This is a genomic window from Polaromonas sp., assembly GCF_049790275.1.
Taxonomy (GTDB): Bacteria; Pseudomonadota; Gammaproteobacteria; order Burkholderiales; family Burkholderiaceae_C; genus Polaromonas.
Genome location: NZ_JBAQYR010000117.1, coordinates 53,877 through 80,107, shown reverse-complemented (window position 1 = coordinate 80,107; position 26,231 = coordinate 53,877). Strand labels below are relative to the sequence as shown.

The following is a 26,231-nucleotide window of genomic DNA, read 5'->3' as shown; positions in this document are numbered from 1 at the left end:
GAAAATGTAGTTCTTATTTATGACTTCCTCCATCCGCATCTCCCCTAGTGTCAGTTTGGCGAAAGCTTCGGTCAAAGTGCGCGGCGCCTGCCCGCATGACTGTCCGGACACCTGCTCCCTGCTGACCACGGTGGAGGACGGTGTGGCGGTCAAGGTCCAGGGCAATCCGGAACACCCGCAGACCGGCGGTGTGCTCTGTACCAAGGTGTCGCGCTACACCGAGCGCAGCTACCACCCCGAGCGCATCCTGCAGCCGCTCAAGCGGGTGGGGCCCAAGGGCTCGGGGCAATTCGAGCCCGTCAGCTGGAACGCGGCACTCGGCGAAATTGCCGGCCGGCTGCAAGCCATCGCGCAGCGCAACTCGGAGGCGATCGTGCCCTACAGCTACGCCGGCACCATGGGCCTGGTGCAAAGCGAAAGCATGGCCGCGCGCTTTTTCAACAAGCTGGGCGCTTCGCTGCTGGAGCGCACCATCTGCTCGGCCGCCGGCGGCGAAGGCCTGGTGCAGACACTGGGCGGCAAGGTCGGCATGAAGGTCGAATTTTTTGCCGAGGCCAGACTCATCCTGATCTGGGGCAGCAATTCGATTGCCAGCAACCTGCACTTCTGGCGCTATGTGCAGGAGGCCAAGCGTCAGGGCGCAAAAATCATCTGCATCGATCCGCGCAAAACCGAAACCGCCGAGAAATGCCACGAGCACATCGCCCTGCGGCCTGGCACCGACGCCGCGCTGGCCCTGGGCCTGATGCATGAGCTGATCGTCAATAACTGGCTGGACCACGCCTACATTGAGAACCATACCGTCGGCTGGCCCTTGCTGCGCGAGCGTGCACTGCTATGGAATCCGGAGCGCGTCGCAGAGGTTTGCGGTGTTCCGGCGGAGCAGGTCCGGTCGCTGGCGCGCGACTATGGCCAGTGTTTCGTCAACGGGGAGCCTGCGGCGATACGCCTGAACTACGGCATGCAGCGCGTGCACGGCGGCGGCAACGCCACCCGCGCGGTGGCCTGCCTGCCGGCGCTGACTGGTGCCTGGCGGTACCGCGCCGGCGGCATGCTGCTGTCAAGCTCGGGCTCGGTTCCGGTCAACCGTGCGGCACTGCAGCGGCCCGACCTGCTCGCCGGCAGGCAGCCGCGCCTGCTCAACATGATCAGCATCGGCGACGACCTGCTCCGGGACAGTTCTGCAGCTTTCGGCCCGAAGATCGAGGCGCTGATTGTCTACAACAGCAACCCCGTGGCCGTGGCCCCGGAGTCGGGCAAGGTGGTGCAGGGCTTTGCGCGGGAGGACCTCTTCACCGTGGTGCTGGAGCACTTCCAGACCGACACCGCCGACTATGCCGACTTCATCCTGCCGGCCACCACGCAGCTCGAACACTGGGACGTGCACGGCGCCTATGGCCACACCGATGTGCTGCTGAACCGACCGGCGATTGCACCCGTGGGCCAGGCCCGGCCCAACACTGAAATTTTTCGCGGCCTCGCCGCCCGCATGGGCTGGACCGAACCCTGCTTTGCCGACGACGACGAAACCCTGTGCCGCACCGCCTTCAGCCACCCGGACGGCGACCGGGTTGATTTCAATGAGCTGCTGGACAAGGGGTTTGCCACGCTGCCGGTGCCCGATGCACCGTTTGCCGAGGGCCGCTTCCCCACGCCTTCGGGCAAATGCGAGTTTTTCAGCGCGCGCCTTGCCGCGCAGGGACTGGACGGCCTGCCCGACCATGTGCCCAACCACGAAGCCGCCGGCACCTCGGTCAGCTTCCCGCTGGCGATGATCTCGCCGCCGGCGCGCAACTTCCTGAACTCCAGCTTCGTCAACGTCAAAAGCCTGCGCGACATCGAAAGCGAGCCGGTGCTGGAGATACACGCAGACGATGCGCTGGCACGCGGCATCAGCACCGGCACCGTCGTGAAGGTGTTCAACCAGCGCGGCGACTACCGGGTCAAGGCCGAGGTGTCCGCACGCGCCCGGCCGGGGGTGGTCCATGGCCTGGGCATCTGGTGGCGCAAGCTCGGGATGGACGGCACCAACGTCAACCAGCTGACCAGCCAGCACCTGACCGACCTGGGCCATGGCCCGGTGTTTTACGACTGCCTGGTCGAAGTGCAGGCGGACACTGCGCCAGCAAGCTGACACGACCCATGGTTTCCCTGCGGATATCACCCCGAACAGCTGCCCTGCTTGCAGGCACCCTGCTGCTGGGTCTGCCCGGTTGCGCCAGCCTGGGTTATTACTGGCAGTCGGTCAGCGGCCACCTGCAGCTGATCAATGCCGCCCGGCCGGTGGACGACTGGCTGCAGGACAGCGAGACCCCCGAAAAGCTCAAGACCCGCCTCGCCCTGTCGCAGAAGATCCGGCGCTTTGCCGTGAGCGAGCTCCAGCTGCCCGACAACGCCAGTTACCAGCGTTATGCCGACCTGCGCCGCAAGGCCGTGGTGTGGAATGTGTCCGCCGCGCCCGAGTTTTCGCTGGCCCTGCATACCTGGTGTTTCCCGGTCACCGGCTGCGTCGGCTACAAGGGCTTTTTCGAGGAAGCCGAAGCACGCGCCGAAGCAAAAAAGCTGGGTGCAGAAGGACTGGAAGTCAGCGTCTATGGTGTGCCGGCCTATTCCACGCTGGGCTGGATGAACTGGGCCGGCGGCGACCCGCTGCTGAACACCTTCATCGGCTACCCCGAAGGCGAGCTTGCGCGGCTGATCTTCCATGAGCTGGCGCACCAGGTGGTGTATGCCACCGACGACATGGATTTCAACGAATCTTTTGCCACTGCCGTCGAACGCCTGGGCAGCACACGCTGGCTGAGCCAGCACGGTAGCCCCGCCGCCCGCAAGGAATACGAGCTGTACAGCGAGCGCCGCCTGCAGTTCCGTACGCTGACCCTGGGCCTGCGCCGCGAACTCAGTGAGATTTACAAGCAAAATACGGCCTCAGCCCTTGACCGGCGGGCGCAAGTAGCTATGAAAAACGTAGCAATGCAGGCCTTCCACGCGCGTTATGCCGAGCTCAAGGCCGCCTGGGACGGCTATGCGGGTTATGACCGCTGGGTGGCCAGCACCAACAACGCCTCGCTCGGCGCACTGGCTGCCTATGATGAAATGGTCCCGGGCTTCGAAGCGCTGTTTGTGCGCGAAGGCAAGGACTGGCGGCGGTTTTACGCCGCGGTCAAGCGGCTGACAACCCTGCCCAAACAGGAGCGGCACGCCCTGCTCCACACCTTCATGGCCAACCAGAACAAGGAGACACCCGATGGCTGACATCCATATCGAGCGCGAGCACACCCTGGGCCTCGCCCAGGCGCGCAAGATCGCTTTCAAATGGGCCGAGCAGGTCGAGGAAAAATTCGACATGAGCTGCACCTATGAAGAAGGCACCAGCGAGGACGAAGTCAGCTTCACGCGTTCGGGCGTCAGCGGCACGCTCAAGGTGACCGAAGACCTGTTCGAACTCGACGCCAAACTGGGTTTCCTGCTCGGCGCCTTCAAGGACAAGATCGAGGGCGAAATCGTCAAGAACCTCGATGCGCTGCTGGCGCAGAAAAAGCCTGTCGCCAAAAAGAAGCCCGCGGCGAAATGACGACCACGGCCCAGCCGGGCCCGCTGACCGGCCTGAAGGTGGTGGAACTGGGCCAGCTCATCGCCGGACCCTTTGCCGCCAAGACGCTGGCCGACTTTGGCGCCGACGTCATCAAGATCGAAGCCCCGCGCACCGGTGACCCGCTGCGCAAGTGGCGGCTGCTGAAAGACGGCACCTCGGTCTGGTGGCAAGTCCAGTCGCGCAACAAGCGCTCCGTGGCGCTCGATTTGCGACAGGCTGAAGCGCAAGACATTGTGCGCAAACTCGCGCTTGACGCCGACGTGCTGATTGAAAACTTCCGGCCCGGCGCCATGGAGGGCTGGGGCCTGGGCCCCAACGAACTGCTCCAGCTCAACCCCCGGCTCATCATGCTGCGCATCAGCGGCTACGGCCAGACCGGCCCCTACCGCGACCGCCCGGGCTTTGGCGTGGTGGCCGAAGCCATGAGCGGCCTGCGCCACCTGACCGGCGAGCCAGGCCGCGTACCAGTGCGTGTCGGCGTGAGCATCGGCGACACGCTGGCCGCGCTGCATGGCGTCATCGGCATTTTGCTGGCGCTGCAACACCGCCATGCCTCGGGAAAAGGTCAGGTCGTTGACGTGGCGCTGTACGAGGCGGTCTTCAACTGCATGGAAAGCCTGCTGCCCGAATACAGTGCCTTCGGCGCCGTGCGCGGCCCGGCCGGCAGCGCCCTGCCCGGCATTGCGCCCAGCAATGCCTACCGGTGCAGCGATGGCGCGTACGCGTTGATTGCAGGCAACGGCGACAGCATCTTCAAACGCCTGATGCAGTGCATAGGCCGGCCCGACCTGGCCGCCGACGCCGCACTAGCCAGCAACGACGGCCGCGTGACGCGCGTGCAGGAGCTTGACGACGCGATTGGCCAATGGGCAGCCGGACTGACGGTGGAAGAAGTTCTGGCAGCGCTGGAAAGCGCCGAAGTACCCGCAGGAAAAATCTACACCGTGGCCGACATCGCCGCCGACCCGCACTACGCCGCGCGCGGCATGCTGCAGAAGATGCTGATGGACGACGGCTCGGAACTGGCGGTGCCGGGCTTTGTGCCCAAGCTCTCAGTAACTCCTGGCAGCCAGCGGCGTAATGCTCCTGCGCTGGGTCAGGACACCGATGCAGTGCTGCGTGAGGTGGGGTTGACGGAGGCGCAGATTGATGCGCTGAGGCAACGTGGGGTTGTGGGGTGAGCGACCATACGCTACGTTATTGATAGCTGGTGGCGCTTGTGGGATAAGGGCCTGAGGCAGATTTGGCTATAAGACCCTGCCGATCCCAGAATCATGCGGTGTTTGGTGTGCGGTTTAACTACATGACAGGGAGCGTCCATGCATAAAAACTCTTGGTACAACAAGGACTTGGCAACAAATCAGCGGGCCGAGTTATACCGCAGCGGCCAAGTTATACCGCAGGCTTTGCGGTATACATTGAGTTATGCCCCTTTGTAACATGCGCTTCCGTTATGTCATCGCCGTATTTGTTGCCGTGCAGTTCGGTCCAGCGAGTGCGACGGATTTGCTTTGGGAAATCGAAGGCAAGTACGCCTCTTGTCACAGCAAATCAGTGTGTGCCTCCTCAGACGAGTCGTGGTCCATGTCGGTTAAGCGTCTCTCCGTTGACACCGCACGAGTCTCTCTGAACAGTCTTGTTAAGTTTTCAGCCACTGAGGCGTACTCCTGCGACGTCACCGGAATAGCCAAGCTTGAAGGCTCGAGACTCGTACTGGTGAAGCCTGAATCGCCTGAGGGCATCTCTGAACCAGTCGCCCTCGCAATCTCAAACGAGAGTATCAGGGTGGAGTACGAAAAACAGTGGGGGAGTTCGGAAGGTAGCTACTGTGGCTACAAAGCCGATCTCGGGGGGATTGAAGCTAGGCGGCACAGGCGCCGAATGTCGGAGGGGCATAACCTCTCTATCGAGCGGACAGTCACAGGCGGCCTTCGCCGACCTGCGTCTGCCGCTCATGTCGAACGTTAGCTGGCGCGCCGTACCTTGCCGTACCGAACGACGCAGACTAATCGAACCGCCGAAGAAAAACGAGAATGAACGAAGAAGAAACGAAAGCAGGTCTCGCACAGACACCGGGGTACCGCTATGTCGAAAAGATGGGGAAGCAGTTATTCGTTGCCGGTCAGGTACCCCACAACAGCGATGGTCTGCTGGTTGGCTTAAATGATCCCTACGTACAATCACACCAGTGCCTTGTGAATTTAGGGAAGTTGTTAGAAATACACGATTTCGCAAAGGAAGATATTCGGAGGTTGGTCGTGTACGTTGTTGGCGAACAAACAAACCTCTCAAATGCATGGGCAGCCGTGGTAGAGCAATTTGGAAACGGCGTGCCACCAGCTACCTTGCTCGGGGTTGCAACTTTAGGTCATGTGGACCAACTTGTGGAAATTGACGCCACGGTGATCAAAGCGTAGCTGCCGGGCGGTACTCGCGGCTTCTGGAGACGTTCACGAATATGGATGCGCCGGTTAACGGCGCGTTAGACCTTGGAAGCTCACAATGTCCATCGACACAGGTGCTCAACTGCGATCACTCTACGAGCTCCAAGGAGGTGTGGGGGAAGTCTTTTCGTCCAAGGTCACCGACTACGTAGTATCGCGACCAGACTATCCGGCACCATTGTTTGAGTCGCTTCGTGTTCAATGCAACTTGCGCCCAGGCGCAATGATTGCTGACATCGGCGCTGGTACCGGCCTGCTTACGCAAGGACTTCTTGCTCGCGGCTACAGCGTGACTGCCATTGAGCCGAGCGCCGGCATGCGCGCTGCCGCCGATCAACTGCTCGCAGGCCTTCAGGGTTACCGCAGCGCAGATGGAGCCGCAGAAGCTATACCGGTCTCCTCGTCATCTGTTGACTTGATCACTGCCGCTCAGGCATTCCACTGGTTCGAAATCGAAAGGGCAAGGGTCGAGTTCTTCCGTGTTCTCCGCCCCCACGGGAAGGTGGCGCTGATCTGGAATGACCGAGTGCTAACCGACCCTCTACATGTCGCCTTGGACGAGATCTTTGCGTACTACGGTGGCGCCAAGCGCGGTGCACTCGTCGCTCATGAGGAACGGAGCAATGTCCCAGCGTTTTTCGGGGCGGCAACACCTATCCAGCTGAGCTGGCCGCATGAACATTGCCTGGATGAGGCTGGAATACTCAGCTTGGTGTTCTCCCGGTCATACATGCCAGACAGAAACTCATCGCTTGGTCAGGAGGCATGTCAACAGGTTCGTCAAATCTTCCGACGATTCGCGAAAGATGGTCGTTTGGCCGTTCGCTACACCACCGTTGCTTTTATTGGCAGGCCTCAATGAAGCCAAGGTCTAACCCCTCGTGATGCAGAGTCTTCACACCTGTCGCTTGGCGCTAGAACCGTACGCGCCGGCGCAGCGCGTTGAATTCCTTGACTGGATGGCGGAAGATTCAGTTGAAGCCTTTCTGAGCAGATCGTTCCCGGGATCACCGCGCGGTAGCGCTCTGTTCGAGGCGTTCACAACGCTCCGCGCGGACGCCAACCACCGGCACCTTGCATGGGCGGTCAAGGAACTAGCCTCTGGACGCCTCGTCGGCCATGTCGAGTGCAAGGCAACGGCCAAGGTACTTGACGGGCAGCTCGAGCTCATCTACGCCGTGCGCCACGAGCTCCGAAGCAACGGCTTCGCGACTGAGTCCACGACTCAAGTCTCAGGCACGTTGGCTGCCGCTGGTATCGAAGTGGTGGCCTTCATCAATCCCAAGAACGTCGCCTCACGTCGAGTGCTGCAGAAGTCGAAGTTTCGCTTGCTCTCACCCACATCGAACTCAAGCGCCGAGCAATGGCTCCATCCGGTTGCTCAAGCGCCCGACAGTGACGCCTAGCATGTCGTATATGGACTCCCTCTCAACGGCAAGAAACTGACCGATAGTTGGCTTTTGGGGAAGTGCCTGCAGTCGTATATTCGGCATCTGAGGTGGGATCGTATTTGTCCCGTGCCGACATGGAATCTGCATCACCAGCGCGTCAGTCGGTACGAGCGGCAGGCTTCAAAAGGTGCAGATGGACGACGGGTCGGATCTGGCCGCGCCGGCTTTGTGCCCAAGCTCTCAACCACCCCGGCAACCAGCGCCGCAATGCAACCGACTTGGGCCTTGATACACTGTCGGCCTTCTACAGGTACCGCTCAACCGCACTGCTCGTGTCACTCGGTACAAGTGACAAACGGGCAAGTTCGGCAGAGGTGCCAAATGAAATCCAGCCTGTCGGCCTGGCTGCTCATCGCAGTCAGCGTCATCGCAGAAGTCGTCGGAACAGTTGCGCTCAAGCACTCGGATGGTTTTTCCAAACTCGTCCCTTCTGGAGCGGCGGCAGCGTGCTACGCGCTTGCCATCTGGCTCATGGCAGTTGCCATGCGGCAACTCGAGATGGGCATTACCTATGCAGTCTGGGCCGCAAGCGGCACTGCAGCAACCGCCCTTGTCGGCATCGCGTTCTACGGGGAGCAGATGGGCTGCATCAAGGCGCTAGGTCTTGTTTGCGTAGTTGCGGGCGTCGTGATGCTCAATCTTGGTGGTCAGCGATGATTGACGGCCAGCGCCGCAATGCGCCCGAGCTGGGACAGGACACCGATGCGGTGCTGCCATAGGTAGGGCTGACGGAGGCGCAGATCGGTGCGTTGAGGCAGCGCGGTGTCGTGGGGTGAGGGGCTGGATGCTACGTTATTCATAGCTGCTGACGCCCGTAAAATAAGGGCTAGTGGCACATTTTGTTATAGAACACGCCCCGCCTAGAATGGAGAAGCGTTTGTGGTGTGAGGTTTAACTACTTGACGGGGAGCGGCAATGCATAAAATTTCTTGGCCCGGCAAGGACTTGGCAGCAATTCAGCGGTCGGAGTTATACCGCAACGGCCGGGTTATGCCGCAAGCTGTGCGGTATATATTGAGTTAAACGACTTGCGATGACGTTCTCGGAACTTGAAGAAGAGATCGTTGAACTGGATCGCCTGAACATGGCTGCTAACTTTGTTGCGGCAAACAGCGTGTTCGAACCATCGATTCGACTCGAAAGGCTGCGACGAGAAATTGCGAACGGCGCAAAGCTCCTAGGGGTAAGAAGGGACGCGAGGCTCGTTGCCTATCTTGAATACGTCCCCCCCGTGGATGGCAGGTTCTACGTCCCCTCGCTTCAGATTCACCCGCAGTACAAAGGCACCTCCATTCTTCGCCCGCTCCTCGCGCAGGCCGCGGCATGCATAAAGACTTGGCCGACTGCCACGCTCCGCACACGCGTGCACGCGTCGAATGAAAAATCAATCCGACTGCACCAGAAGCTTGGGTTCTCTCGCGTACCAAGTCTCGATGGGAGGGTGCATTTTGAAGTGTCTTCTGCTGCGCTGTACGAAACCCTCAAGGGCTATTGCGCTACGCTTTCGTTACCGCCTAACTCGTCATATATGGACTCCCCCACAACAGCAGAAGGCGGCTTCGCCGCTGTGTGTTGTGGTCCGGTCACCTTCACGTTGGACGTCATCAGGAGCGATAAGCAATGATTGAGGGTGGATGCTTTTGCGGCGCAGTCCGCTTCCGAATAGACGGCGCACTAAAAGGTGCGCAGGCCTGTCATTGCTCGCGCTGTCGCAAGGCTTTTAGCGGCGCATCATCGGCCTATGCCGAAATGGCAGATGGCAGTGAGTTCCGTTGGACCACCGGCAAAGATGAACTTTGTACATACACCTCTGCGCAAGGTTGGGGGCTCGCGTTCTGCCGTACTTGTGGTTCAACGCTGTGCGGTATTTTCGACGGGAAGGTACATGGCGTAACACTCGGAACCGTCGATGGTGATCCCGGTGTTCAGATTGAAATGCATACGTTTGTCGGATCAAAAGCACCGTGGGACCAAATTGGTGGGGACGCTCCTCAGTTCGAGGAAAGTCCACCCCCTTCAACATTGTCTGTGGGCACGAAATGACGCCGAACCCTTCCTATATGGACTCCCCACAAGGGCAAAAAAACTGACTGGTAGATTGGCTATTGGGGAAGCGCCTGCAGTCGTATATCCGGCATCTATGGTGGACTCTGCTGGGGCCCGAGCCGACATGGAATCTGCGTCACCGATGCGCCAGTCGGTAGGAGAGGTATGCTGCAAAAGTGCAGATGAGCGATGGCTCAAATCTGGCCGTGATAGGCTTTATACCCAAGCTCTCAGCTACGCCCGGCAGCCAGCTGCGTAATGCGCCCGCGTTGGGTCAGGGCACCGATGCGGTGCTGCGTGAGGTGGGGTTGACGGAGGGTCAGATCTGTGCGCTGAGGGAGCGGGGTATTGTGGGTAAGCGGCTAAGCGCTACGCTATTGGTAGCTACTTTCGCCCATGGAATAAGGGCTAGGAGCACATTTTTCTATGCAACACGCCCCACCTAGAATCGGGAAGCGTTTGGTGTACGGTTTAACTATTGACGAGGAACGTTCATGCATCAAAAAGCTTGGGGCGACAAGGACTTAGCGGACCACCAGTGGACGGAGTTGTATCGCAGCGGCCAAGTTATGCGGCTGGCTCTGCGGTATGCATTGAGTTAAGGCACAGACAATGCGAATTGCACATCGGCGGCTGCTTACCTGGGGCGTCATTCCGGCGACGTTGGCTATCCCTCTCGCCCTCTTCATGTGTTTCGCCGCCTTGTCTCACAACCCCCAAGAGGAGTTTTGCGCATACCTGTCCTCTGGGGGCACCGGCAACTACACATCGCAAGGATCGCCCTGCAATGTCAAGTGGGGGGAAATTTCTTTCGTCTTTGGCGGCTGGTTTTTGGTACAGCTTGTTCTCTTCACGATCGTCCACAGCCTGTGGATCCAAAGGAGCGGGAAGCGTGCCCTTTAACAAGTCGTTCGACACGGACGCCCAGATTCTTCCGCGCGCCTCGCACCTTCCGGCCACTGGTCAACTCCGACATTAAGTCTACGGAATGCTCCAACCACCCTTGGTCTGGCCTTCAGTTGCAACACCGCATGCGGAGCGCGAGGCGGTAAAAGATCTTTACGCGCATCTGACTGCCTTGAAGTACAACATCGAAGCATGGGACGCCGGGCTTCAACTTTACAAGTTGGCCCTGAAAGCACCGGCGCAGGTCAGGCGTGATATTGCTCTTCGATGGCGGTTCGTCGCTGCAAACGAGTGTGTTTTCCAGCTTCACAACTTAAAGAAGCGGATTGAAAAGATTCGTGGAGTCAAGGTTAAAAAGTGTCCTTCTTTGAGCACTCTAATCGACACTAGACATCTTAGGCAATCCGCCAAGTTGCTCAATGATTACTTCCCAAAAATCAACGAATTGCGAGACGCGATCGCGCATGCCGGTGAGTTCGATGCGCATCCGGAGGACCATGCATCTGATGGTGTGTTCGCACTAAAGGGATTTCGTGAAGGGCACACATTCAGCGCACCGTTCAAGAAGAAGCTCTATCACTTAGACATCACTGACGAGACGCTGAATCGCATGATCGAAGTGGCGGAGACGTTCTTCGAAGGATTTGTATTGACGGCCCAGGCTTTAGAAGCAGAGGGGCATCTGGAATGATGTTCGCCATGGCTGGACCGATACTCAACTGCCCATCAAGCTGACCCACCTACAGTCCGCTCATGTGCACAGCATCTACGACAGTCGGCACGGACGGCCCAGCCGACCACCGTCCGATGCTCAATCAGCTCAGCGACTCAATCAAATCCACATACTGCTGCATCGCATCTTCCTGCGACGTGCCCTTCAGGCTGTTCCAGGCGTCCCACTTGGCGCGGGCGACCATGTCGCCGAAGCCGGGCTTCTTGTCGGTGTTGTCGCCCGTACTGCCCTGCTTGTACAGTGCGTAAATTTTCAGCAGGGTGGCGTTGTCGGGGCGCTCGCTGAGGTTTTTGGAATCGGCCATTGCCTTGTCGAAGGCTGCTTTGATGTCTGCCATGGGGGTGCTCCGTTGGGGTTGAAAGTCTGGATGAATTCGGGTAACTGCCCGGTATCTTAGCCACAGCCTTGCCTGCAAAATAGGGAATTCCCCCCATCCTGGGGCGGTTGGCTCACGGAGTTTTCATGGTCACACGCGTTTCGGCCCAGGCAGCGGGCAAAAAAGTCGCGAAGAACGTTCAGAAAAATGTCACCCGCGCCGTCTCGGGCACGCTGGGCCTGTCGGGCGAGCGCATGAGCAAGGTGGACACCGCCTGGCTGCGCATGGACACCCCCTCCAACCTGATGATGATTGTCGGCGTGTGGCAATTGACACCCGGCGTCAGCCACGCGGCGGTGTGTGAGCGCATCGAGAACAGCCTGCTCAAATACGCCCGCTTCCGCCAGCGCGTGATGGAAGACGCCGCCGGCGCCACCTGGGTGGAAGACCGCTACTTCAACCTTCAGAACCACGTCGTTGCCGAGAAGCTGCCGAAAGTGGCCAGGGGCAAAGAGCAGGAAGCTCTGCAAGACCGCGTGGCGCACCTCGCCATGCAGCCGCTGGACCGCAAGCGCCCGCTCTGGCAGATCCACCTGGTCGAGGACTACACCGGGCCGGACGGCGTGAAGGGTAGTGCCATGATCGTGCGCATCCACCACTGCATCGCCGACGGCATTGCGCTGATTTCCGTGACCATGTCGCTGGTCGATGGCGGCGCGGCGCCCCCCGAACGCAAGAAGAAAGAAGCCAGTGGCGGCGGTGCCGAAGACTGGATCGCCGAGACCCTGCTCAAACCCTTCACCGACCTCACGGTCAAGGCCCTGGGCGCCGCCGGCGAAGGCGCCGCTCGCTCGCTGAACCTGCTGAGCGACCCGCAAAAAGGCATGGCCGGTTCGCTGGACATGGCCAAGGTGATGCTCCAGGTGCTCAAGGACAGCGCCGCGCTGGCGCTGATGCCGGACGACTCCAAAACCCGGCTCAAGGGCAAACCGGGCCTGGCCAAAAAGGTCGCCTGGTGCCAGCCGATTCCGCTCGATGAAGTCAAGGCGGTCGGCAAGGCGCTGAACTGCTCGATCAACGACGTGCTGCTGAGTTGTGTGGCCGGTGCCATTGGCGAGTACCTCAAGTCACACGGCGACGACGTGAAGGGCCAGGAAATCCGCGCCATGGTGCCGGTGAACCTGCGGCCCATCGAGCAGGCCTACAAACTGGGCAACCGTTTCGGCCTGGTGCCACTGGTGCTGCCCATCGGCGTCGACAACCCGGTCGAACGCGTTTACGAGGTGCGGCGCCGCATGGCAGCCCTCAAGGGCAGCTACCAGCCGCTGCTGGCCTTCAGCCTGCTGGCGGTTGCCGGGCTGCTGATCAAGCCCGCGCAGGACGCGATGCTCAACCTGTTCTCCAAGAAGACCACGGCCGTCATGACCAACGTGCCGGGCCCGCGCGAAAAGCTCAAGTTCTGCGGCGCCACGCTGGAGCAAAGCATGTTCTGGGTGCCGCAGTCGGGTGATGTCGGCCTCGGGGTTTCCATCCTGAGCTACGGCGGCGGCGTGCAGTTCGGCGTGATCACCGACAGCACACTGTGCCCGGAGCCGCAGCGCATCATCGACGAGTTCGTGCCGGAATTCGCCAAGCTCTCCATCGTGACCTTGATGTTGCCCTGGGGTGAATGACGCTTATCTTGCAAGCGTTTTAGGCCTTCAGCCCTTTGGATATGGGCGCAGGTAGCTATTGAATCTGTAGCAACTTCTGATTCAAGTTTTGCCAGTTCACACATTGCAATTGCTTCGAACAAGCCAGGGGTAGCCCGGCGGCTACTCACTTTCTTTTGCGTCGCCAAAATAAAGTAAGCAAAGAAAAGGCGACCCCGCTGCCTGCGTCCCTTCGCTTCGCTACGGGCAGCCTGCGGTGCTCGGTCCAGCCGGGGTCGAGCTCGAACTCGCTACGCTCAGACAATCGCTCGCCCTGATCCGGCTGGACCTCCGCTCCTCGGCGCAGTCAGAAGGGGTGGGAAGCGGAAACGCAATCGGGATCGGGCTCCGGCAAAGGCGCGCTTTGCGCGTCCTTGCTTCCCCGAATTTGTCTTTCCCCCACCCGTCGGGCTGGGCCGAGGAGCGCAGGCAAAAGCGGATCAGGGCTCGCGATTGTCTGAGCCAAAGGCGAGTTCGAGCGAGACCCCGCTTTTGCAGAGCACCGGAGGTTGCCCGCAGCGAAGCGGAGGGACCCAGACCATCGGGTCGCCTTTTCTTTGGTGACTTGCTTTTGGCGACGCAAAAGAAAGTTACTTGCCGCCGGGCAACCCCCGGCTTGTTAGCAGACCGCTGACCGCTGAGTGAAAGCAGCTTCGACCCCTGGCCACGCGCAGCGCAAACAACCCGGAAGATCAGACTTCCACCGGAAACCGCCGCGAAGCAATCTCCAGCAAACCGTCAAAGATCAGCCCTTCAACCAGTTCGAACTTGACTGACATGCTCGGCCCCATCTTCCACCCTGCACCGCCCGTCATGATGCATTCGGGCGCTTCGCCGCAATGCCGCGTGGTGTTTTCCACCATGCGCTGCACCGCACCGGCAATCGCAAAGGTGCCGCCGCTGGTGAGGGCGTCGCTGGTGTTGGTGGGAAAGTCTTTCACTTCGCCTGTGGGCACATGCAGGCCGGCCGTGCCGGACTCCAGGGCGCGCAGCATGATGCCGTGGCCCGGGAGAATGATGCCGCCGAGGAATTTTCCGGAGGCGTCGATCGCTTCGACCGTGACTGCCGTGCCGACCATCACCACCACACAGGGTTTTCTGAGGCCGCGCGCCAGCAGCCGCTGCCGCGCGCCTATCATCGCCACCCAGCGGTCGGCGCCGAGGCGGGCCGGGTGGTCGTAGCCGTTGGTCACGCCGGCTTCCTGGGCGCTGGGCACGACCCAGCGCGGTGCCACATCCCAGAACTCCATCTGCTCTTCGACGCGGCGCTTGACGGCGTCGCCGGCCACGATGCAGCCCAGAATCAGCGAGGGCGCGGGCAGGTCACACCATTCTTCATCGGCGAGTTTGTCGATGTTTTCCAGAAAGACCGCGCCATGGGCCAGCAAGGGGGAACCGGCCGCGGGGGCCGCGTAATGCGCCCACTTCAGCCGGGTGTTGCCCACGTCGAGTGCTAAAAGAGTCATGCCACCCGATTATGTACAGCTTCTGGCACCCGGAGAGCTGGCAGGCCTAGAGGTTTTCCCCCGGAAAGCGCCGGAGGAGTGCCGGTGCGCTCAGAGCGGCGGTATGACAGGCCGCTTGAAGTCCACACCGGCCGGCCGTGCCGCTTCATAGGCGCGCGAGGCGCGCAGCACCAGTGCATCACCAAACATCGGCCCGACAAACTGCAGACCAATGGGCAGGCCCGCCGCTGTCAGGCCGCAGGGCACGGTGCTGGCGGGCTGCTGGGTCAGGTTGAAGGGATAGGAAAATGGCGTCCAGCCCAACATGGCGGCCGGGTCCATGGGGGTGTGGCCGGCGGGCCGCGCCTCGAAGGCGGGCACGGCCACGCTGGGGGTGACCAGCAGGTCGAAGCGCTGCATGAATTGGCGCATGTGGCTGCCCAGCGCGCCGCGCTGCAGGTGCAGGCGCTGGATATCGAGCAGGCTGAGTTTTTCGCCGAGCAGCGCCTCGGCGCGGAAGTCGGGGTCGGTCAGCGCCTGCTGCGCGGGTGTGAGCGTGTTCCATACCGTCCATGCACCGGCAAACCACAGGCCGGTGGTGATCTCCAGCGGGTCTTCAAAGCCCGGGTCGATCTGCTCGACATGCGCGCCAAGCTCTGCCAGCAGCGCAACCGCCTGCGCCACCGACCGGGCGACTTCGGGATGCACATTGCGCGCATAACCCAGCGCCGGCGACCAGGCGATGCGCAGGCCGCGTATGCCGTCTTCGAGCCCCTGCAGATAGTCGCTGCTGTCAGGCGGCAGGGATGTCCAGTCCCGGGCATCCGGCTTTTTCAGCACATTCATCATGAGCGCCGCATCACGCACGCTGCGGCTGTGCGGCCCCAGGTGGGCGACCGAGCCGAAAGGCGACAAGGGATAGGCCGGCACGCGGCCGAAGCTGGGCTTGAGGCCGAAGTTGCCGCAAAACGCTGCCGGAATACGCACCGAACCGGCGCCGTCCGTTCCCACGGCCAGCGGCCCCATGCCCGAGGCCACGGCCGCCGCCGCGCCGCCGGAGGAACCGCCAGGGGTTTTGCTGACATCCCACGGGTTGCGCGTGATGCCGGTACGCGGAGAGTTGGTTTCGCCCTTGCAGCCGAATTCTGGCGTGTTTGTTTTGCCAAGGATCACGGCACCGGCCTGGCGCAGCCGCGCTGTCGCCGGCGCATCCACCTCCCAGGGCTGGCTGGCGTCCACCGTGTGGCTGCCGCGCAGGGTCGGCATGCCGCGCGTGAGAATCAGATCCTTGATCGAGACCGGCACGCCGTCAAGCTCGCCGCAAGGCGCGCCGCCCTGGCGAAACTTTTGCCAGCGCGCTTCGCTGTCACTGGCACTTTGCAGCGCGGACTCCTGCGCCACCAGGCAAAAAGCGTTGAGGACGGGATTGAGCGCAGCAATGCGTGCGAGCACGGCGCGTGTGGCTTCTACCGGCGAGGCCTGGCCGCTTTTATAAAGCTGCAGCAGCTCCGTCGCGGTGCAGTCAGCCAGATCGGTCAAAGTGGGGGAAGGGGTCATCGGCTACTCCAGTCGTTGCTTGGTCCGGGCGCCCCGTCCCTCAAGGCCGGCGCCGGATCGAATCGGGCAGGTTTTTCCAGGGCAGATCGGCCGGGTCCGCCGCCATCGGCCCCGCGGCTTTGGCAACCAGGATGTCGGTCGCCGCATTTTCCACCAGCGGCGTGAAGTCCGCGCGGAAGTGGTTGGAGCTTTTGACGACGATGATTTTCATCGCCTCGGGTGTGATGCCAACCATGCGGAACAGCTCGCGGTCCAGCATCTGCTTCTTGCCGCTGGCCACGGCCACCAGCACGCCGTCAATCTCGAGGCAGGCGCAGGGCCCCAGGTGCACGGTCAGCCCGGTCATCATCAGCCCCTTGAGGGTGACCTTGCCGTCGTGAACGGCACGCACGGTGAAACGGCCGCTGACCGGCGGATCGCTCAGTTGCCCGGTGAAGGTGGGAACAGCTTTGCCAAGGGTCGTGGAAATCGTCGCACCCACGCCTGCCGCCACAGCCATCGCTGCCGCATCGGGGTCGAACATCAGGCCCAGCGCGACCTGGCCCGGAAAGCGCCGGCCGGCGCCCTGCTGCAGCAATGCGTGCAGCAGGCCGGTCGTGTTGCTGTCGCCACCGGCGCCGGGGTTGTCCTGGGTGTCGGCCATCACCACCGGTTTGTTGCGGTTCGAAGCCAGCGCCATGGCATGGGCCACGGCGTCAAGAGCCTCCAGCGTGCTGAGTCGCCATTGCGAGGGCTCGGACACGCGCTCACCCAGGCGCTGCACGGCCTGCTCCGCATGTTCGCCGTAGCCCCAGACCATGGGCGCACACTCCGCAAAATCTGCGGCCGGGAAGGCCATACAAAAACTCAGCACCGAACCGAAGTCGCGGTCCAGGTCCAGGAGTTCTTCGTAAACGCTTTTGGCCGGTTCCATCCAGGTGCTTTGGGCATTGAGCGGGATCAGGAAGGGCAGGCGCCGGAAATGCAGCGGCTCGCGCCGCCCGAGCTTGAGCCGGCGCGCCAGCAACTGCGCTGCGAGTTCTCCGGTGGCAGCCATGTCAACGTGGGGGTAGCTACGGTAAGACACCAGCGCATCCGCTTCCTGCAGCATGCGCCGCGTGACATTGGCATGCAGGTCCAGGCTGGCCACGATGGGCAGGTCGGCACCCACCACGCGGCGTATGCGCGCGAGCAATTCGCCCTCTGTATCGTCCACATGTTCGGCCACGGCCGCGCCGTGCAGGTCGAGGTAGACCGCGTCAAAGCCACCCCTGGCCACGTCCTCCAGGATGGAAGCGCTGATGCGTTCGAACGCGTCTTCGGTCACATAGGAGGAGGGAATCGCGCCGCACCAGCTGCTGGGCACAAGCTGCCACCCCATGGTCCGCGCCGCTTCGATGAAGCCGCCTATGGGGATGTTGATGCCGGCGAGCTTGTCCAGCATGGCCTGGCCATGAATGAAGGCAGGAAACGAGTCGCCCCGGTTGAACGCCGCCCAGTCGGCCCTGGTGGGAGCGAAGGTGTTGGTTTCATGCTGGTAGCCAGCAACAAGGACTTTCAGGCTTTTCAAGACAGGGCTCCGGGGGCGGCGGCAAGCAGCCGCCTGGTGTAGTCATGCTGCGGGTGTGCATAGAGTTCGGCGGTTGCGCCTTGCTCCACAATTTCCCCCTGGTGCATGACGATGACGCGGTCGCACAGCTGGGCCGCGACACGCAGGTCATGGGTGATGAACAGCATGCCCAGGCCGAATTCCGCCTGGATCTCACGCAGCAGCTTCAGGATCTGTGCCTGCACACTCACATCGAGCGCGCTGACGGCTTCGTCGGCCACCAGCACGCGCGGCCTGCAGGCCAGCGCACGGGCTATCGCAATGCGCTGGCGCTGCCCGCCCGAGAACTGGCTGGGGTAACGCTGCAGGCCTTCGGCCGGCAGCCGGACCTTGTCCATCAAACTGGCTGCAAGCGCCGTAGCTTCTATGCGGGTAGCTCCGAAATTAATAGCGCCTTCGATGATGGAATCACCGACCTTGCGGCGCGGGTTGAGCGAGCGGTTGGGGTCCTGGAAGACCACCTGCACCTGGCTGCGCAAAGGACGGAGCCGGCCTTCGCTGAATTGGGCGACATCGACCAGCGGACTGCTGTCCCCGTTCTGCGCCCGCTGCTTCCACCATACCTGGCCGCCCGTCGGGTCGATCAGGCGGATCAGGCAGCGCGCCAGCGTTGACTTGCCCGACCCGGATTCGCCGACAATGCCCACTGTTTCCCCGGCAGACACGGCCACCGATGCCGCCTTCAGGGCATGGGTGAAACGGCTGCGGCCGAGCCAGTCGCGGGCACCGTAGGTTTTGCTAACTTCGTGGCCGCGCAGCAGCGGCGAACCCTGGGGCGCCGGCCGGGCAGGTGGCGGCGTCATGCTGGGCACTGCGGCCAGCAACATCTTTGTGTAGTCCGCCTGGGGATTCTTCAACACCGCATCGCGCGCTCCATACTCCACTGCCCGGCCCTGGTTCATGACCAGCACCTCGTCGGCAATCTCGGCGACGACGCCCATGTCGTGCGTGATGAACAGCACAGCACACCGGTGGCCACCGGACAAGTCGGCCTGCAGCTCTTCAATCAGGCGAAGAATTTCTTTCTGGGTGGTGACGTCGAGCGCAGTGGTCGGCTCGTCGCAAATCAGCAGGGCCGGCTGCAATATGACGGCCATGGCAATCACGATGCGCTGGCGCTGCCCGCCAGAAAGCTGATGCGGATAGCTGCGCATCATGCGTTCGGGCTCCGGCAGCTTGACGCGCCGCAGGATATCCAGCACTACCTCGCTGCGCCGCTTCGCGCCCCAATCCGTGTGCTGCCTGAGCAGCTCGTCAATCTGGTCACCGCAGGTCATGACCGGGTTCAGCGCTGTCATCGGCTCCTGGAACACCATGCCCATGGCCTGGCCACGCAAAGCGCGCAGGCGCTGGTCAGAGGCCACCAGAAGCGACTCGCCCTGCAGCACAACACTGCCCGGGCCGGGCTTGAGTTCGCGGGCCAGCAGCCCCATGACCGCGGTGGCCATGACCGATTTTCCGGAACCGGACTCCCCCACCACGCAGAGTGTCTTACCCGGACGAATGCTCAGGCTGATGTCCTCGATGGCATAGGACCGGTCGCTGCCAGGGGGCAAGGCCACATGCAGCTTGTCGATGACCAATACGGGAGGCAGCTCGTCGGTCATGGGGTTCGCTTGGAAAATTTCGGGTCCAGCACATCGCGCAGCCCGTCACCCAGCAGGTTGATCGCCAGCACCGTGGGCACCAGGAAGAGCGCGGGAAACAGCACATTGCCCGGGTACTGGGTGAACTGCACCCGGCCCTCGGCCATGATGTTGCCCCAGGTCGGGATGTCGGCCGGCAGGCCCAGGCCCAGAAAACTCAGGATGGCTTCCGTCAGCACAGCGGACGCGGCCACAAAAGTGCCCTGCACGATCAGCGGCGCCATGGCATTGGGCAGGATGTGGCGCCAGAGGATCACCGGCGTGGGTGTGGCCAGTGCCCGCGCCGCTTCGACAAAAGGCTCCTCGCGCAGGGTCAGCACCATGGCCCGCACCAGGCGCGTCACGCGCGGAATTTCGGGAATGGCAATGGCCACCACCACTGTCCACAGCTGCGCGCCCAGCGCCGCAACCAGTGCAATCGCCAGCAGGATGGCGGGAATGGCCATCAGCCCGTCCATGAAACGCATCAGCACGGCATCAACGATGCGAAAGTAGCCCGCCAGCATGCCCAGCAGTGCGCCCATGCCAATCGCCACGGCAGCGGTGAATGCCGCCACCAGCAGCGAGGTGCGCGTTCCGTACAGCACCCGGCTGAAAATGTCACGCCCGAAATTGTCGGCCCCCATCCAGAAGGTATGCATCACCACCGTCCCGTCGAGCTGCGCAAATTCGCCGCGCACGCCGGCTGCGGTGTTGATATGGGCCGAATCCATGGCCGCCGGGTCCACCGTGCCGAGTAAAGGCGCCAGCCCGGCCAGCAGCAAGAGCACACCCAGAACCAGAACACCGAACCGGAAAGCGCTGTTGCGCCAGAGCCGCTGCGAAAGAAGTTGCCAGACCTGCATCAGTAACGAATCCTCGGGTCCAGAAACAGGTAGCTGACATCCACCAACAGGTTGACGCCCACATACAGCAAGCTGAAAAACAGCACGAGGCCCTGGATCACGGGAAAGTCGCGGTTCAGCACCGCATCCACCGTCAGCGAACCGAGACCGGGAATGGCGTAGACGGTTTCCGTCACCACCACACCGCCGATCAGCAGCGCGACGCCGATACCAATCACGGTGACGATGGGCACCGCCGCATTCGCCAGCGCATGGCGCATCAGCACCGCGGACTCAGCCAGTCCCTTGGCGCGAGCTGTGCGGATGTAGTCCTCGGTCAGCGCCTCGGACACACTGGCGCGGGTGACACGGGCAATCAGGGCCACATAAATCATGGCCAGCGTAAGCCAGGGCAGTACAAGCTGGCGCGCCCAGGGCCAGAGGCCCTGGCCGTCAGCGCTGAACAGGCGCCGGTAGCCCTGCACCGGAAACCATTCAAGCTGGACGGCGAACACGTAGATCAGCAGGTAGGCGGTGACAAACACCGGGATCGAGAAGCCCGCAACCGAAAACCCCGACAGTATCCGGTCCAGCCAACCTCCCATGCGCCAGGCGGCCAGGGTACCCAGGGGCACCGCCACCAGCACCGCGAGCACCAGCGTGCCCAGCGCCAGGCTGAGCGTCGGCTCCAGGCGCTGGGCGATCAGTTCGGTCACCGGCTTGTTCAGGTAGAAGGAATACCCCAGGTCACCCTGCAGCACGTTGGTGAACCAGATCCAGAACTGGACCAGCAGGGGTTTGCTCAGGCCCAGTGTTTCCCGGATCTTCTCGATGTCTTCGTTGGTCGAGTTGTTACCGGCGATCACCGCCGCGGGGTCGCCCGGCGTCAACCGCAGGATCAGGAACACCACGACGGCCACCACCAGCAGGACGGGGATGGTCGCCAGCAGGCGTTGCAGCAGAAATCTCAGCATGGAAATTTCCGAGGGAACAGCACTGCCAGTCCTACCAAACCCCGGCGAGCCTCAGCGCAGCCCGCATTTACCAGCAGGGGCCGCGGGTCCGGCTCCGCCGGTCCGCAGGCGCAGCGCCCCTCTTCTTGGTGCAAGGGGCAGCGAAGTGCCGAAGGCTCGCGCAGTGACAAGCGTGGGGGCCTTAATCTTTTTTGATGTTCCAGTACACCTGCGCACCGCCAGGGACCAGGCCGGAAATGTTTTTGCGCAGCGCCGCGGGGTTGTTGTACTGGCCCAGATGCACGTGCGAAGCCGTCTCGATGGCGCGCAATTGCAGCTGCTCGGCAAGTTTTTTCTTTTCCGCTTCGGTACCGGCCTGGGCGAACTTGACCTTGAGTTCTTCAATGGTCTTGTCGTCCTGCCAGCCGAACCAGCCCTTGTCGCCGGTGGCGTTGAGCATGGCCATGGTCAGCGGGTTCTGGATGTCACCGGCCGTCCAGGCAGTCATGAAGGCGTTCCAGCCGCCCTTGTCCGGTGCGTCCTTCTTGGCGCGGCGGGCCAGCAGAGTCGCCCAGTCGGACTGCTGCATGTCGACCTTGAAGCCCGCGGCTTCGAGCTGCTGCTTGGCCACCAGCGGAAGTTTTGCAATGGAGGCCAGATCGGTAGGCCGCATCAGAACGATGGGCTCGCCCTTGTAGCCGGCCTCGGCCAGCATCTGCTTGGCTTTGGCAGGGTTGGCCATGCCGGTGTAAATGCCGGTGTTTTCGCTGGCATAAGGTGTGCCGCAGGGAAAAATGCTCTTGCAGAACTTGTACATGCCGGGCGCACCGACCTGGGTTTTCAGGAAGGCTTCCTGACCCATGGCCACCATGGCCGCCTGCCTGATCTTCACGTTGTCAAATGGTGCATGCAGGTGGTTGAAGCGGAAGATGTACTGCAGGCCCGCCGGCTGGGCGTCAACGATCTGCACGTCCTTGGCTGCCTTGAGCGAGGCGTACTGCTCAAAGGCGGGTTGCTCGATGATGTCCACCTCGCCGGCCAGCAAGGCATTGAACTGGGTTTGCGGGTCACGGATGATGATCCATTCGACGCGGTCCAGGTAAACGTTTTTTCCGCCGGTGGTGCCATCCGGCGCCTCGGCGCGGGGCTTGTATTTTTCATTCTTGACGTACACCAGTTTTTCACCCGGCTTGTATTCGGCCGCAACAAACTTGTAGGGGCCGGAACCGATGTTTTCCTTGATCTGCTCGCTGCCGGGCGTGGCGGCAATACGCGCGGGCATGATGAAAGGCACATTCGACGAAGGCTTGCCCAGGGCTTCGAGCATCACGCCAAAGGGCTGGTTGAACTTGATGACAAAAGTTTTCGCATTGGGCGTTTCATAACTGGCCAGGCTCTTGGCCATGACCCCGCCAAAGCTGTCGCGGCTGGCCCAGCGCTTGAGTGATGCCACCACGTCCTCGCTGGTCACGGGTTTGCCATCGTGAAACTCCAGCCCGTCGCGCAGGGTGAAAGTCCAGACCTTGTTGTCCTTGGAGGCACTCCAGGTATCCACCATCTGCGGCTTGACCTTGCCTGCCAGGTCCGTCCCGAACAATGTGTCGTAAATCATGTACCCATGGTTGCGGGTCACAAACGCCGTGGTCCAGATCGGGTCCAGGATGGTGATGTTCGAGTGCGGCACGACCTTGAGCGTTTTGGCCTGTGCCAGCACAGCCGGCGGCAACAACAAACCGAAAACCAGGGCCACCGAAGCGGCCATGGTGAAAAGGGAGCGACGTTTCATGACAAATTTTCCTTGGAACAAGAGTTGGAACAGTCTGGCAGGCCCCTTGAAGGGGCTTCGTAATGTAACCATACATCGGATGCAATATTCAAGCCATCCATGGAAACGGCAGGAGCCCGGAGACCCTCATGCCCGGCCCGCCCGCGGCGCAGCCTCGGGCGCAAGCCCTGGGGCCGGTGTCAGATCACGCCCAGCCAACAGGCGCGCTGGATCGCCGACATCTTGTTGTCCACCTTGAGTTTGGCCATGGCATTGGAAAGGTGGTAGTTGACGGTGCGGTCGGCACAGTGCAGACGCTCGGCGGTCTGGCGTGCGGTGAGCCCCTCGAAAGCCAACGCCAGGCACTCGCCCTCGCGCGGGCTCAGGGGACTGCTGGCCTCGGCCATGGTGCGCTTGAACAGCGGCCAGATGTTGAGGGCCGACCAGACCAGGGCCGCAGCTTCGGCACGGTCGTGGAACTCGCGCGGGCTGAAGATGAAGCATTCAAAGGCCCGTCCTGAGGGCAGGGGAAATTCGACCCGCACCACACTCTGGAAGCCGTGGGCCCGGCACAGCAGGCGCCAGCGGCTTCCATCGGCATGGACTTTCGCCTGATCCGATTTGGCAATATGTTGCCAGGCCACCAGCGGCGCATCCGATTCCCGCCACGGGGCGCCAAAATCCTCGCTTTCAGCCAGTGCGAGCGCCGCGTCCAGGAAACGGGGGGGATGAACGGCCGCCACCCTCCGGTCCTGCCGCTGGCCAAACGGGTCAGGGCCCAGGACAACCACCGCCTCAACAGAGAATTCGCGCAGCGCGGAGATCCAGTCACTGAGCATGCTGTCCAGCGCAACACTGTCAAAGTTGACAGGGGGTCGCATGCTCAGTTTTGCTCCGGAGCTGTGACAATGTGCTGTGATATGTTCCAAGTTCTATTCATGACTTCCGTAGTGCCCGCCAGGATCAAACAACAGATTCGCGCGCTGTGGGGCCGCCCCGGCATGGGCGGCCGGCTGCGGGCGCGAATCAAGGCTGAACTGTTTCAGGAGCAGCTAGACCTTATTCTGCACCCGTCCCGGTGGCGCCTGCGCTGGCTAGGCTTGTTCACGGTCGTGGGGCATCCGCTGTTTGGGTGGATCTGGGGACACTGGTTGCCACAACCCTACGAAAGCCCCGCGTTGCGGGCCGTCATGGGCACGCTGGGACTTCTGCTGATCTGGGAAAGCATTGTCAACGACCCCTCCAGCAAGTTGTCTGCGCGCATTTTCACCCTCGTTTTCTGGCTGCAGCTGCCGCTATTTTTCAGCTGGATGTATCTTTGCAACAACGGCAACACAGTCTGGCTGGCCAGTTTTTGCGCGATGGTACTTATTTATTACCACGTGACCGACTGGCGCGCGGCGACCCTGGGCACGCTCAGCGGCGCCTTGCTGGCCTGGATGCTGTTTCGCTGGTTCGGTCCGGCCGTGGTGCCCCTGAGCGAGGAGCAATTCGCCATCAACGCGGTGGTCATCGCCTTCAGCTGGGCCAGCGCCGTGGTGCTGGGGCTGTCGTCGGCGAACCTGCGGCGCGAGCACCTGCAGCACACACTGACCACCATGGGCATCATGGCCCACGAGTTGCGCACGCCGCTGGCCACGATGTCGCTGATCGGCGATGCGGTGCGCAATGAAAGCCAGCAGTTCAAGGAGATCGCCCATGCCCAGCGCCTGGAGCAACTGGTGGTGCGGCTACACACGCTGGTGCGCAACATGAACCAGCAGATCGACACGCAGATTGCCAATGCACGACTGCTGCGCCTGCCGACGCACAAGGAAACCGTGGGCGCCGCAGCGCTTCTGCGCAATGTGGTCAAGGACTACCCCTACCGCAACTCGCGGGAACGCGAGAGTGTCGCGCTGGTGCTGCGCAAGGATTTTTCCTTCGAATCGTCCTACCGGCTGTTCGCGCAGGTCATCAACAACCTGCTCAAAAATGCCTTCCGTTCGCTGGCAGCCACCAGTTCGGCACCCAAGCCCGGGGACCTGCGCATTGAAGTCGGCGTGCTCAACGGCTGTGGGCGCATTGTCGTCACCGACCAGGGAACCGGTATCGCGCCCGAGTTGCAGGCACGCATCTTCGAACCCTTTTTCTCGACCGACCGGGGAACGGGCCATGGCCTGGGTCTGGCTTTTTGCCAGCAGGTGGTGGAAAGCGCCGGCGGCAGCATTCGGGTCCAGTCGGAGCCCGGGCGCGGTGCCGTCTTCATCATCGAACTCCCGCCAATCGGTTAACGTCAACGTCACGCTGCCCATGAGTTTCCCCCTCTTCCATCGCCCCGGCGCGATTGTTTTTCTGGATGATGATCCGGCATATCTGGAGATGCTGGCCATGGTGTTGCCGCGCCAATGGAACGTGAAGCTGTACCTGCGGCCCCAGACCTGCATCAACCACCTGCAGCAGGAACCGCCACTGTGGGAAGCCGATGCCTGGGCCCAGCAGGAGATGATTGAACGCTGGCGCGCCGGCAGTCCGCTGATCCCGCAAATCCTGCGTTACTGGGCCACCCATACCGAACGCTTTGGACTGACCCGCGTCTGTGTGTTCGACTACGCCATGCCGGGCATGGATGGCCTGCAGGCGCTGAGCGAGCTGACCGACTGGCAGGGCGGCCGCATACTGCTGACCGGGCAGGCCGATGAACATGTGGCGGTCAGCGCATTCAACCGGGGACTGATCGACCAGTTCATCGCCAAGCAGACCCCCGACATCTCCCAGCACCTGGTCTCGGTTGTCCAGCGCATGCTGACGCAGCCGCAGGTGCGCCATTCACAGATATGGCGCAGCGCGCTGACCCAGCCGCAGCATGCCCTGCTGCAGGTGCCGTCGGTCGGCCGGCAGCTCGCCAGCCTGGCCAGCAACCACTGGATCGAACACGTGGTCATCGGCCAGCCCTTCGGCATCCTGGGCATGGACGCAGACGGGCGTGTCAGCTGGCTGCAACTGGAATTTGCCTCAGGGCTGGCGGACCTGGCAGAGCTGGCTGAATCCCAGGGCATGAAGACGGCGGCGGCCGACGATATCCGGTCCGGCCGCACCCTGGTGGACCTGGAACTCCAGCAGGCGCTGGGCCAAACCGGCGCGGCACGGTTGATCCCGGCGTTTTCCATCGGCCACGAAGGCACGCTGCTGGCCGCCCTGTTTCCGGTCGAGCTGGCCGCCAGTCCACCGGGATTGACAGGTTATAGCCACTGGCTCAAAAAACACGGCCAACGCACAGTGCAGGATTGAT

Annotated in this window: 24 protein-coding genes; 14 read left to right on the top strand and 10 right to left on the bottom strand. The window is 62.0% G+C overall.

The features are described 5' to 3' along the window. Positions 1 to 19 precede the first annotated feature (19 nt). The 8 genes from WA904_RS15720 (at position 20) to WA904_RS15685 (ending at position 8,147) form a co-directional block, all read left to right on the top strand. Positions 20 to 2,134 carry a molybdopterin-containing oxidoreductase family protein gene (locus WA904_RS15720; protein ID WP_425198060.1) on the top strand — a complete coding sequence of 705 codons (2,115 nt, stop codon included), beginning with the start codon at positions 20 to 22 and terminating at the stop codon, positions 2,132 to 2,134. Between the two features lie 8 nt (positions 2,135 to 2,142). Next, positions 2,143 to 3,255 (top strand): aminopeptidase, encoded by a 1,113-nt coding sequence (locus tag WA904_RS15715; protein WP_425198059.1) that lies wholly within the window; start codon positions 2,143 to 2,145, stop codon positions 3,253 to 3,255. Then, entirely contained in the window at positions 3,248 to 3,574 is a 327-nt protein-coding gene (locus WA904_RS15710) for a polyhydroxyalkanoic acid system family protein (protein WP_425198058.1), read from the top strand. Before WA904_RS15715 ends, WA904_RS15710 begins: the two co-directional genes overlap by 8 nt. Continuing rightward, positions 3,571 to 4,776 carry a CaiB/BaiF CoA transferase family protein gene (locus WA904_RS15705; protein ID WP_425198057.1) on the top strand — a complete coding sequence of 402 codons (1,206 nt, stop codon included), beginning with the start codon at positions 3,571 to 3,573 and terminating at the stop codon, positions 4,774 to 4,776. The genes WA904_RS15710 and WA904_RS15705 overlap by 4 nt, the downstream gene beginning before the upstream one ends. An 852-nt stretch (positions 4,777 to 5,628) precedes the next feature. Then, on the top strand, positions 5,629 to 6,012 hold the full coding sequence (locus WA904_RS15700; protein WP_425198056.1) for a RidA family protein: 384 nt from the start codon (positions 5,629 to 5,631) through the stop codon (positions 6,010 to 6,012). Positions 6,013 to 6,262: 250 nt separating this feature from the next. Further along, positions 6,263 to 6,901: a class I SAM-dependent methyltransferase gene (locus tag WA904_RS15695; RefSeq protein ID WP_425198055.1), complete on the top strand. Its 639-nt coding sequence runs from the start codon at positions 6,263 to 6,265 to the stop codon at positions 6,899 to 6,901. A 22-nt stretch (positions 6,902 to 6,923) separates the two neighbouring features. Further along, positions 6,924 to 7,445: a GNAT family N-acetyltransferase gene (locus tag WA904_RS15690; protein WP_425198054.1), complete on the top strand. Its 522-nt coding sequence runs from the start codon at positions 6,924 to 6,926 to the stop codon at positions 7,443 to 7,445. A gap of 366 nt (positions 7,446 to 7,811) precedes the next feature. Further along, positions 7,812 to 8,147 (top strand): DMT family transporter, encoded by a 336-nt coding sequence (locus WA904_RS15685; RefSeq protein WP_425198053.1) that lies wholly within the window; start codon positions 7,812 to 7,814, stop codon positions 8,145 to 8,147. On the opposite strand, the gene WA904_RS15680 is transcribed toward WA904_RS15685, so the two are convergent. After that, positions 8,138 to 8,290, bottom strand: coding sequence for a hypothetical protein (locus tag WA904_RS15680; protein ID WP_425198052.1), 153 nt, complete (start codon positions 8,288 to 8,290; stop codon positions 8,138 to 8,140). The genes WA904_RS15685 and WA904_RS15680 overlap by 10 nt on opposite strands. A gap of 233 nt (positions 8,291 to 8,523) precedes the next feature. Between WA904_RS15680 and WA904_RS15675 the strand changes: the two genes are divergently transcribed. The 3 genes from WA904_RS15675 to WA904_RS15665 all read left to right on the top strand — a co-directional run bounded on the left by WA904_RS15675 (position 8,524) and on the right by WA904_RS15665 (position 11,133). After that, positions 8,524 to 9,114: an N-acetyltransferase family protein gene (locus WA904_RS15675; protein ID WP_425198051.1), complete on the top strand. Its 591-nt coding sequence runs from the start codon at positions 8,524 to 8,526 to the stop codon at positions 9,112 to 9,114. Continuing rightward, entirely contained in the window at positions 9,111 to 9,533 is a 423-nt protein-coding gene (locus tag WA904_RS15670; RefSeq protein WP_425198050.1) for a GFA family protein, read from the top strand. Before WA904_RS15675 ends, WA904_RS15670 begins: the two co-directional genes overlap by 4 nt. Positions 9,534 to 10,524: 991 nt before the next feature. Beyond that, complete coding sequence (locus tag WA904_RS15665; protein ID WP_425198049.1) at positions 10,525 to 11,133, top strand: hypothetical protein; 609 nt, start codon at positions 10,525 to 10,527, stop codon at positions 11,131 to 11,133. Between the two features lie 124 nt (positions 11,134 to 11,257). Here WA904_RS15665 and WA904_RS15660 read toward each other — a convergent pair whose 3' ends face one another. Further along, on the bottom strand, positions 11,258 to 11,512 hold the full coding sequence (locus WA904_RS15660; RefSeq protein ID WP_077592659.1) for an acyl-CoA-binding protein: 255 nt from the start codon (positions 11,510 to 11,512) through the stop codon (positions 11,258 to 11,260). A 125-nt stretch (positions 11,513 to 11,637) separates the two neighbouring features. On the opposite strand from WA904_RS15660, the gene WA904_RS15655 reads away from it, so the two are divergent. Next, positions 11,638 to 13,164 (top strand): wax ester/triacylglycerol synthase family O-acyltransferase, encoded by a 1,527-nt coding sequence (locus tag WA904_RS15655; protein WP_425198048.1) that lies wholly within the window; start codon positions 11,638 to 11,640, stop codon positions 13,162 to 13,164. Positions 13,165 to 13,874: 710 nt separating this feature from the next. On the opposite strand, the gene WA904_RS15650 is transcribed toward WA904_RS15655, so the two are convergent. The 8 genes from WA904_RS15650 to WA904_RS15615 form a co-directional block, all read right to left on the bottom strand. After that, the gene (locus tag WA904_RS15650) at positions 13,875 to 14,648 is read right to left on the bottom strand and encodes a type III pantothenate kinase (protein WP_425198047.1); all 774 of its coding nucleotides are present in this window, start codon (positions 14,646 to 14,648) and stop codon (positions 13,875 to 13,877) included. Positions 14,649 to 14,738: 90 nt separating this feature from the next. Further along, the gene (locus WA904_RS15645; RefSeq protein WP_425198046.1) at positions 14,739 to 16,184 is read right to left on the bottom strand and encodes an amidase; all 1,446 of its coding nucleotides are present in this window, start codon (positions 16,182 to 16,184) and stop codon (positions 14,739 to 14,741) included. Positions 16,185 to 16,224: 40 nt separating this feature from the next. Further along, positions 16,225 to 17,724 carry a M81 family metallopeptidase gene (locus WA904_RS15640; protein WP_425198213.1) on the bottom strand — a complete coding sequence of 500 codons (1,500 nt, stop codon included), beginning with the start codon at positions 17,722 to 17,724 and terminating at the stop codon, positions 16,225 to 16,227. Positions 17,725 to 17,729: 5 nt separating this feature from the next. Beyond that, the gene (locus tag WA904_RS15635; protein WP_425198045.1) at positions 17,730 to 19,379 is read right to left on the bottom strand and encodes a dipeptide ABC transporter ATP-binding protein; all 1,650 of its coding nucleotides are present in this window, start codon (positions 19,377 to 19,379) and stop codon (positions 17,730 to 17,732) included. Further along, positions 19,376 to 20,263, bottom strand: a complete 888-nt coding sequence (locus WA904_RS15630) for an ABC transporter permease (protein ID WP_425198044.1) — start codon at positions 20,261 to 20,263, stop codon at positions 19,376 to 19,378. The genes WA904_RS15635 and WA904_RS15630 overlap by 4 nt, the downstream gene beginning before the upstream one ends. Next, positions 20,263 to 21,216 carry an ABC transporter permease gene (locus WA904_RS15625; RefSeq protein WP_425198043.1) on the bottom strand — a complete coding sequence of 318 codons (954 nt, stop codon included), beginning with the start codon at positions 21,214 to 21,216 and terminating at the stop codon, positions 20,263 to 20,265. Before WA904_RS15625 ends, WA904_RS15630 begins: the two co-directional genes overlap by 1 nt. A 181-nt stretch (positions 21,217 to 21,397) precedes the next feature. After that, positions 21,398 to 22,981, bottom strand: a complete 1,584-nt coding sequence (locus tag WA904_RS15620; RefSeq protein ID WP_425198042.1) for an ABC transporter substrate-binding protein — start codon at positions 22,979 to 22,981, stop codon at positions 21,398 to 21,400. 179 nt (positions 22,982 to 23,160) lie between these two features. Then, a complete protein-coding gene (locus WA904_RS15615; protein ID WP_425198041.1) occupies positions 23,161 to 23,841 on the bottom strand; it encodes a helix-turn-helix transcriptional regulator in 681 nt (226 codons plus the stop codon). A gap of 57 nt (positions 23,842 to 23,898) precedes the next feature. Between WA904_RS15615 and WA904_RS15610 the strand changes: the two genes are divergently transcribed. Further along, positions 23,899 to 25,233 (top strand): sensor histidine kinase, encoded by a 1,335-nt coding sequence (locus tag WA904_RS15610; RefSeq protein WP_425198040.1) that lies wholly within the window; start codon positions 23,899 to 23,901, stop codon positions 25,231 to 25,233. A 19-nt stretch (positions 25,234 to 25,252) separates the two neighbouring features. Continuing rightward, positions 25,253 to 26,230 (top strand): response regulator, encoded by a 978-nt coding sequence (locus WA904_RS15605; RefSeq protein ID WP_425198039.1) that lies wholly within the window; start codon positions 25,253 to 25,255, stop codon positions 26,228 to 26,230. Position 26,231: the final 1 nt, after the last annotated feature.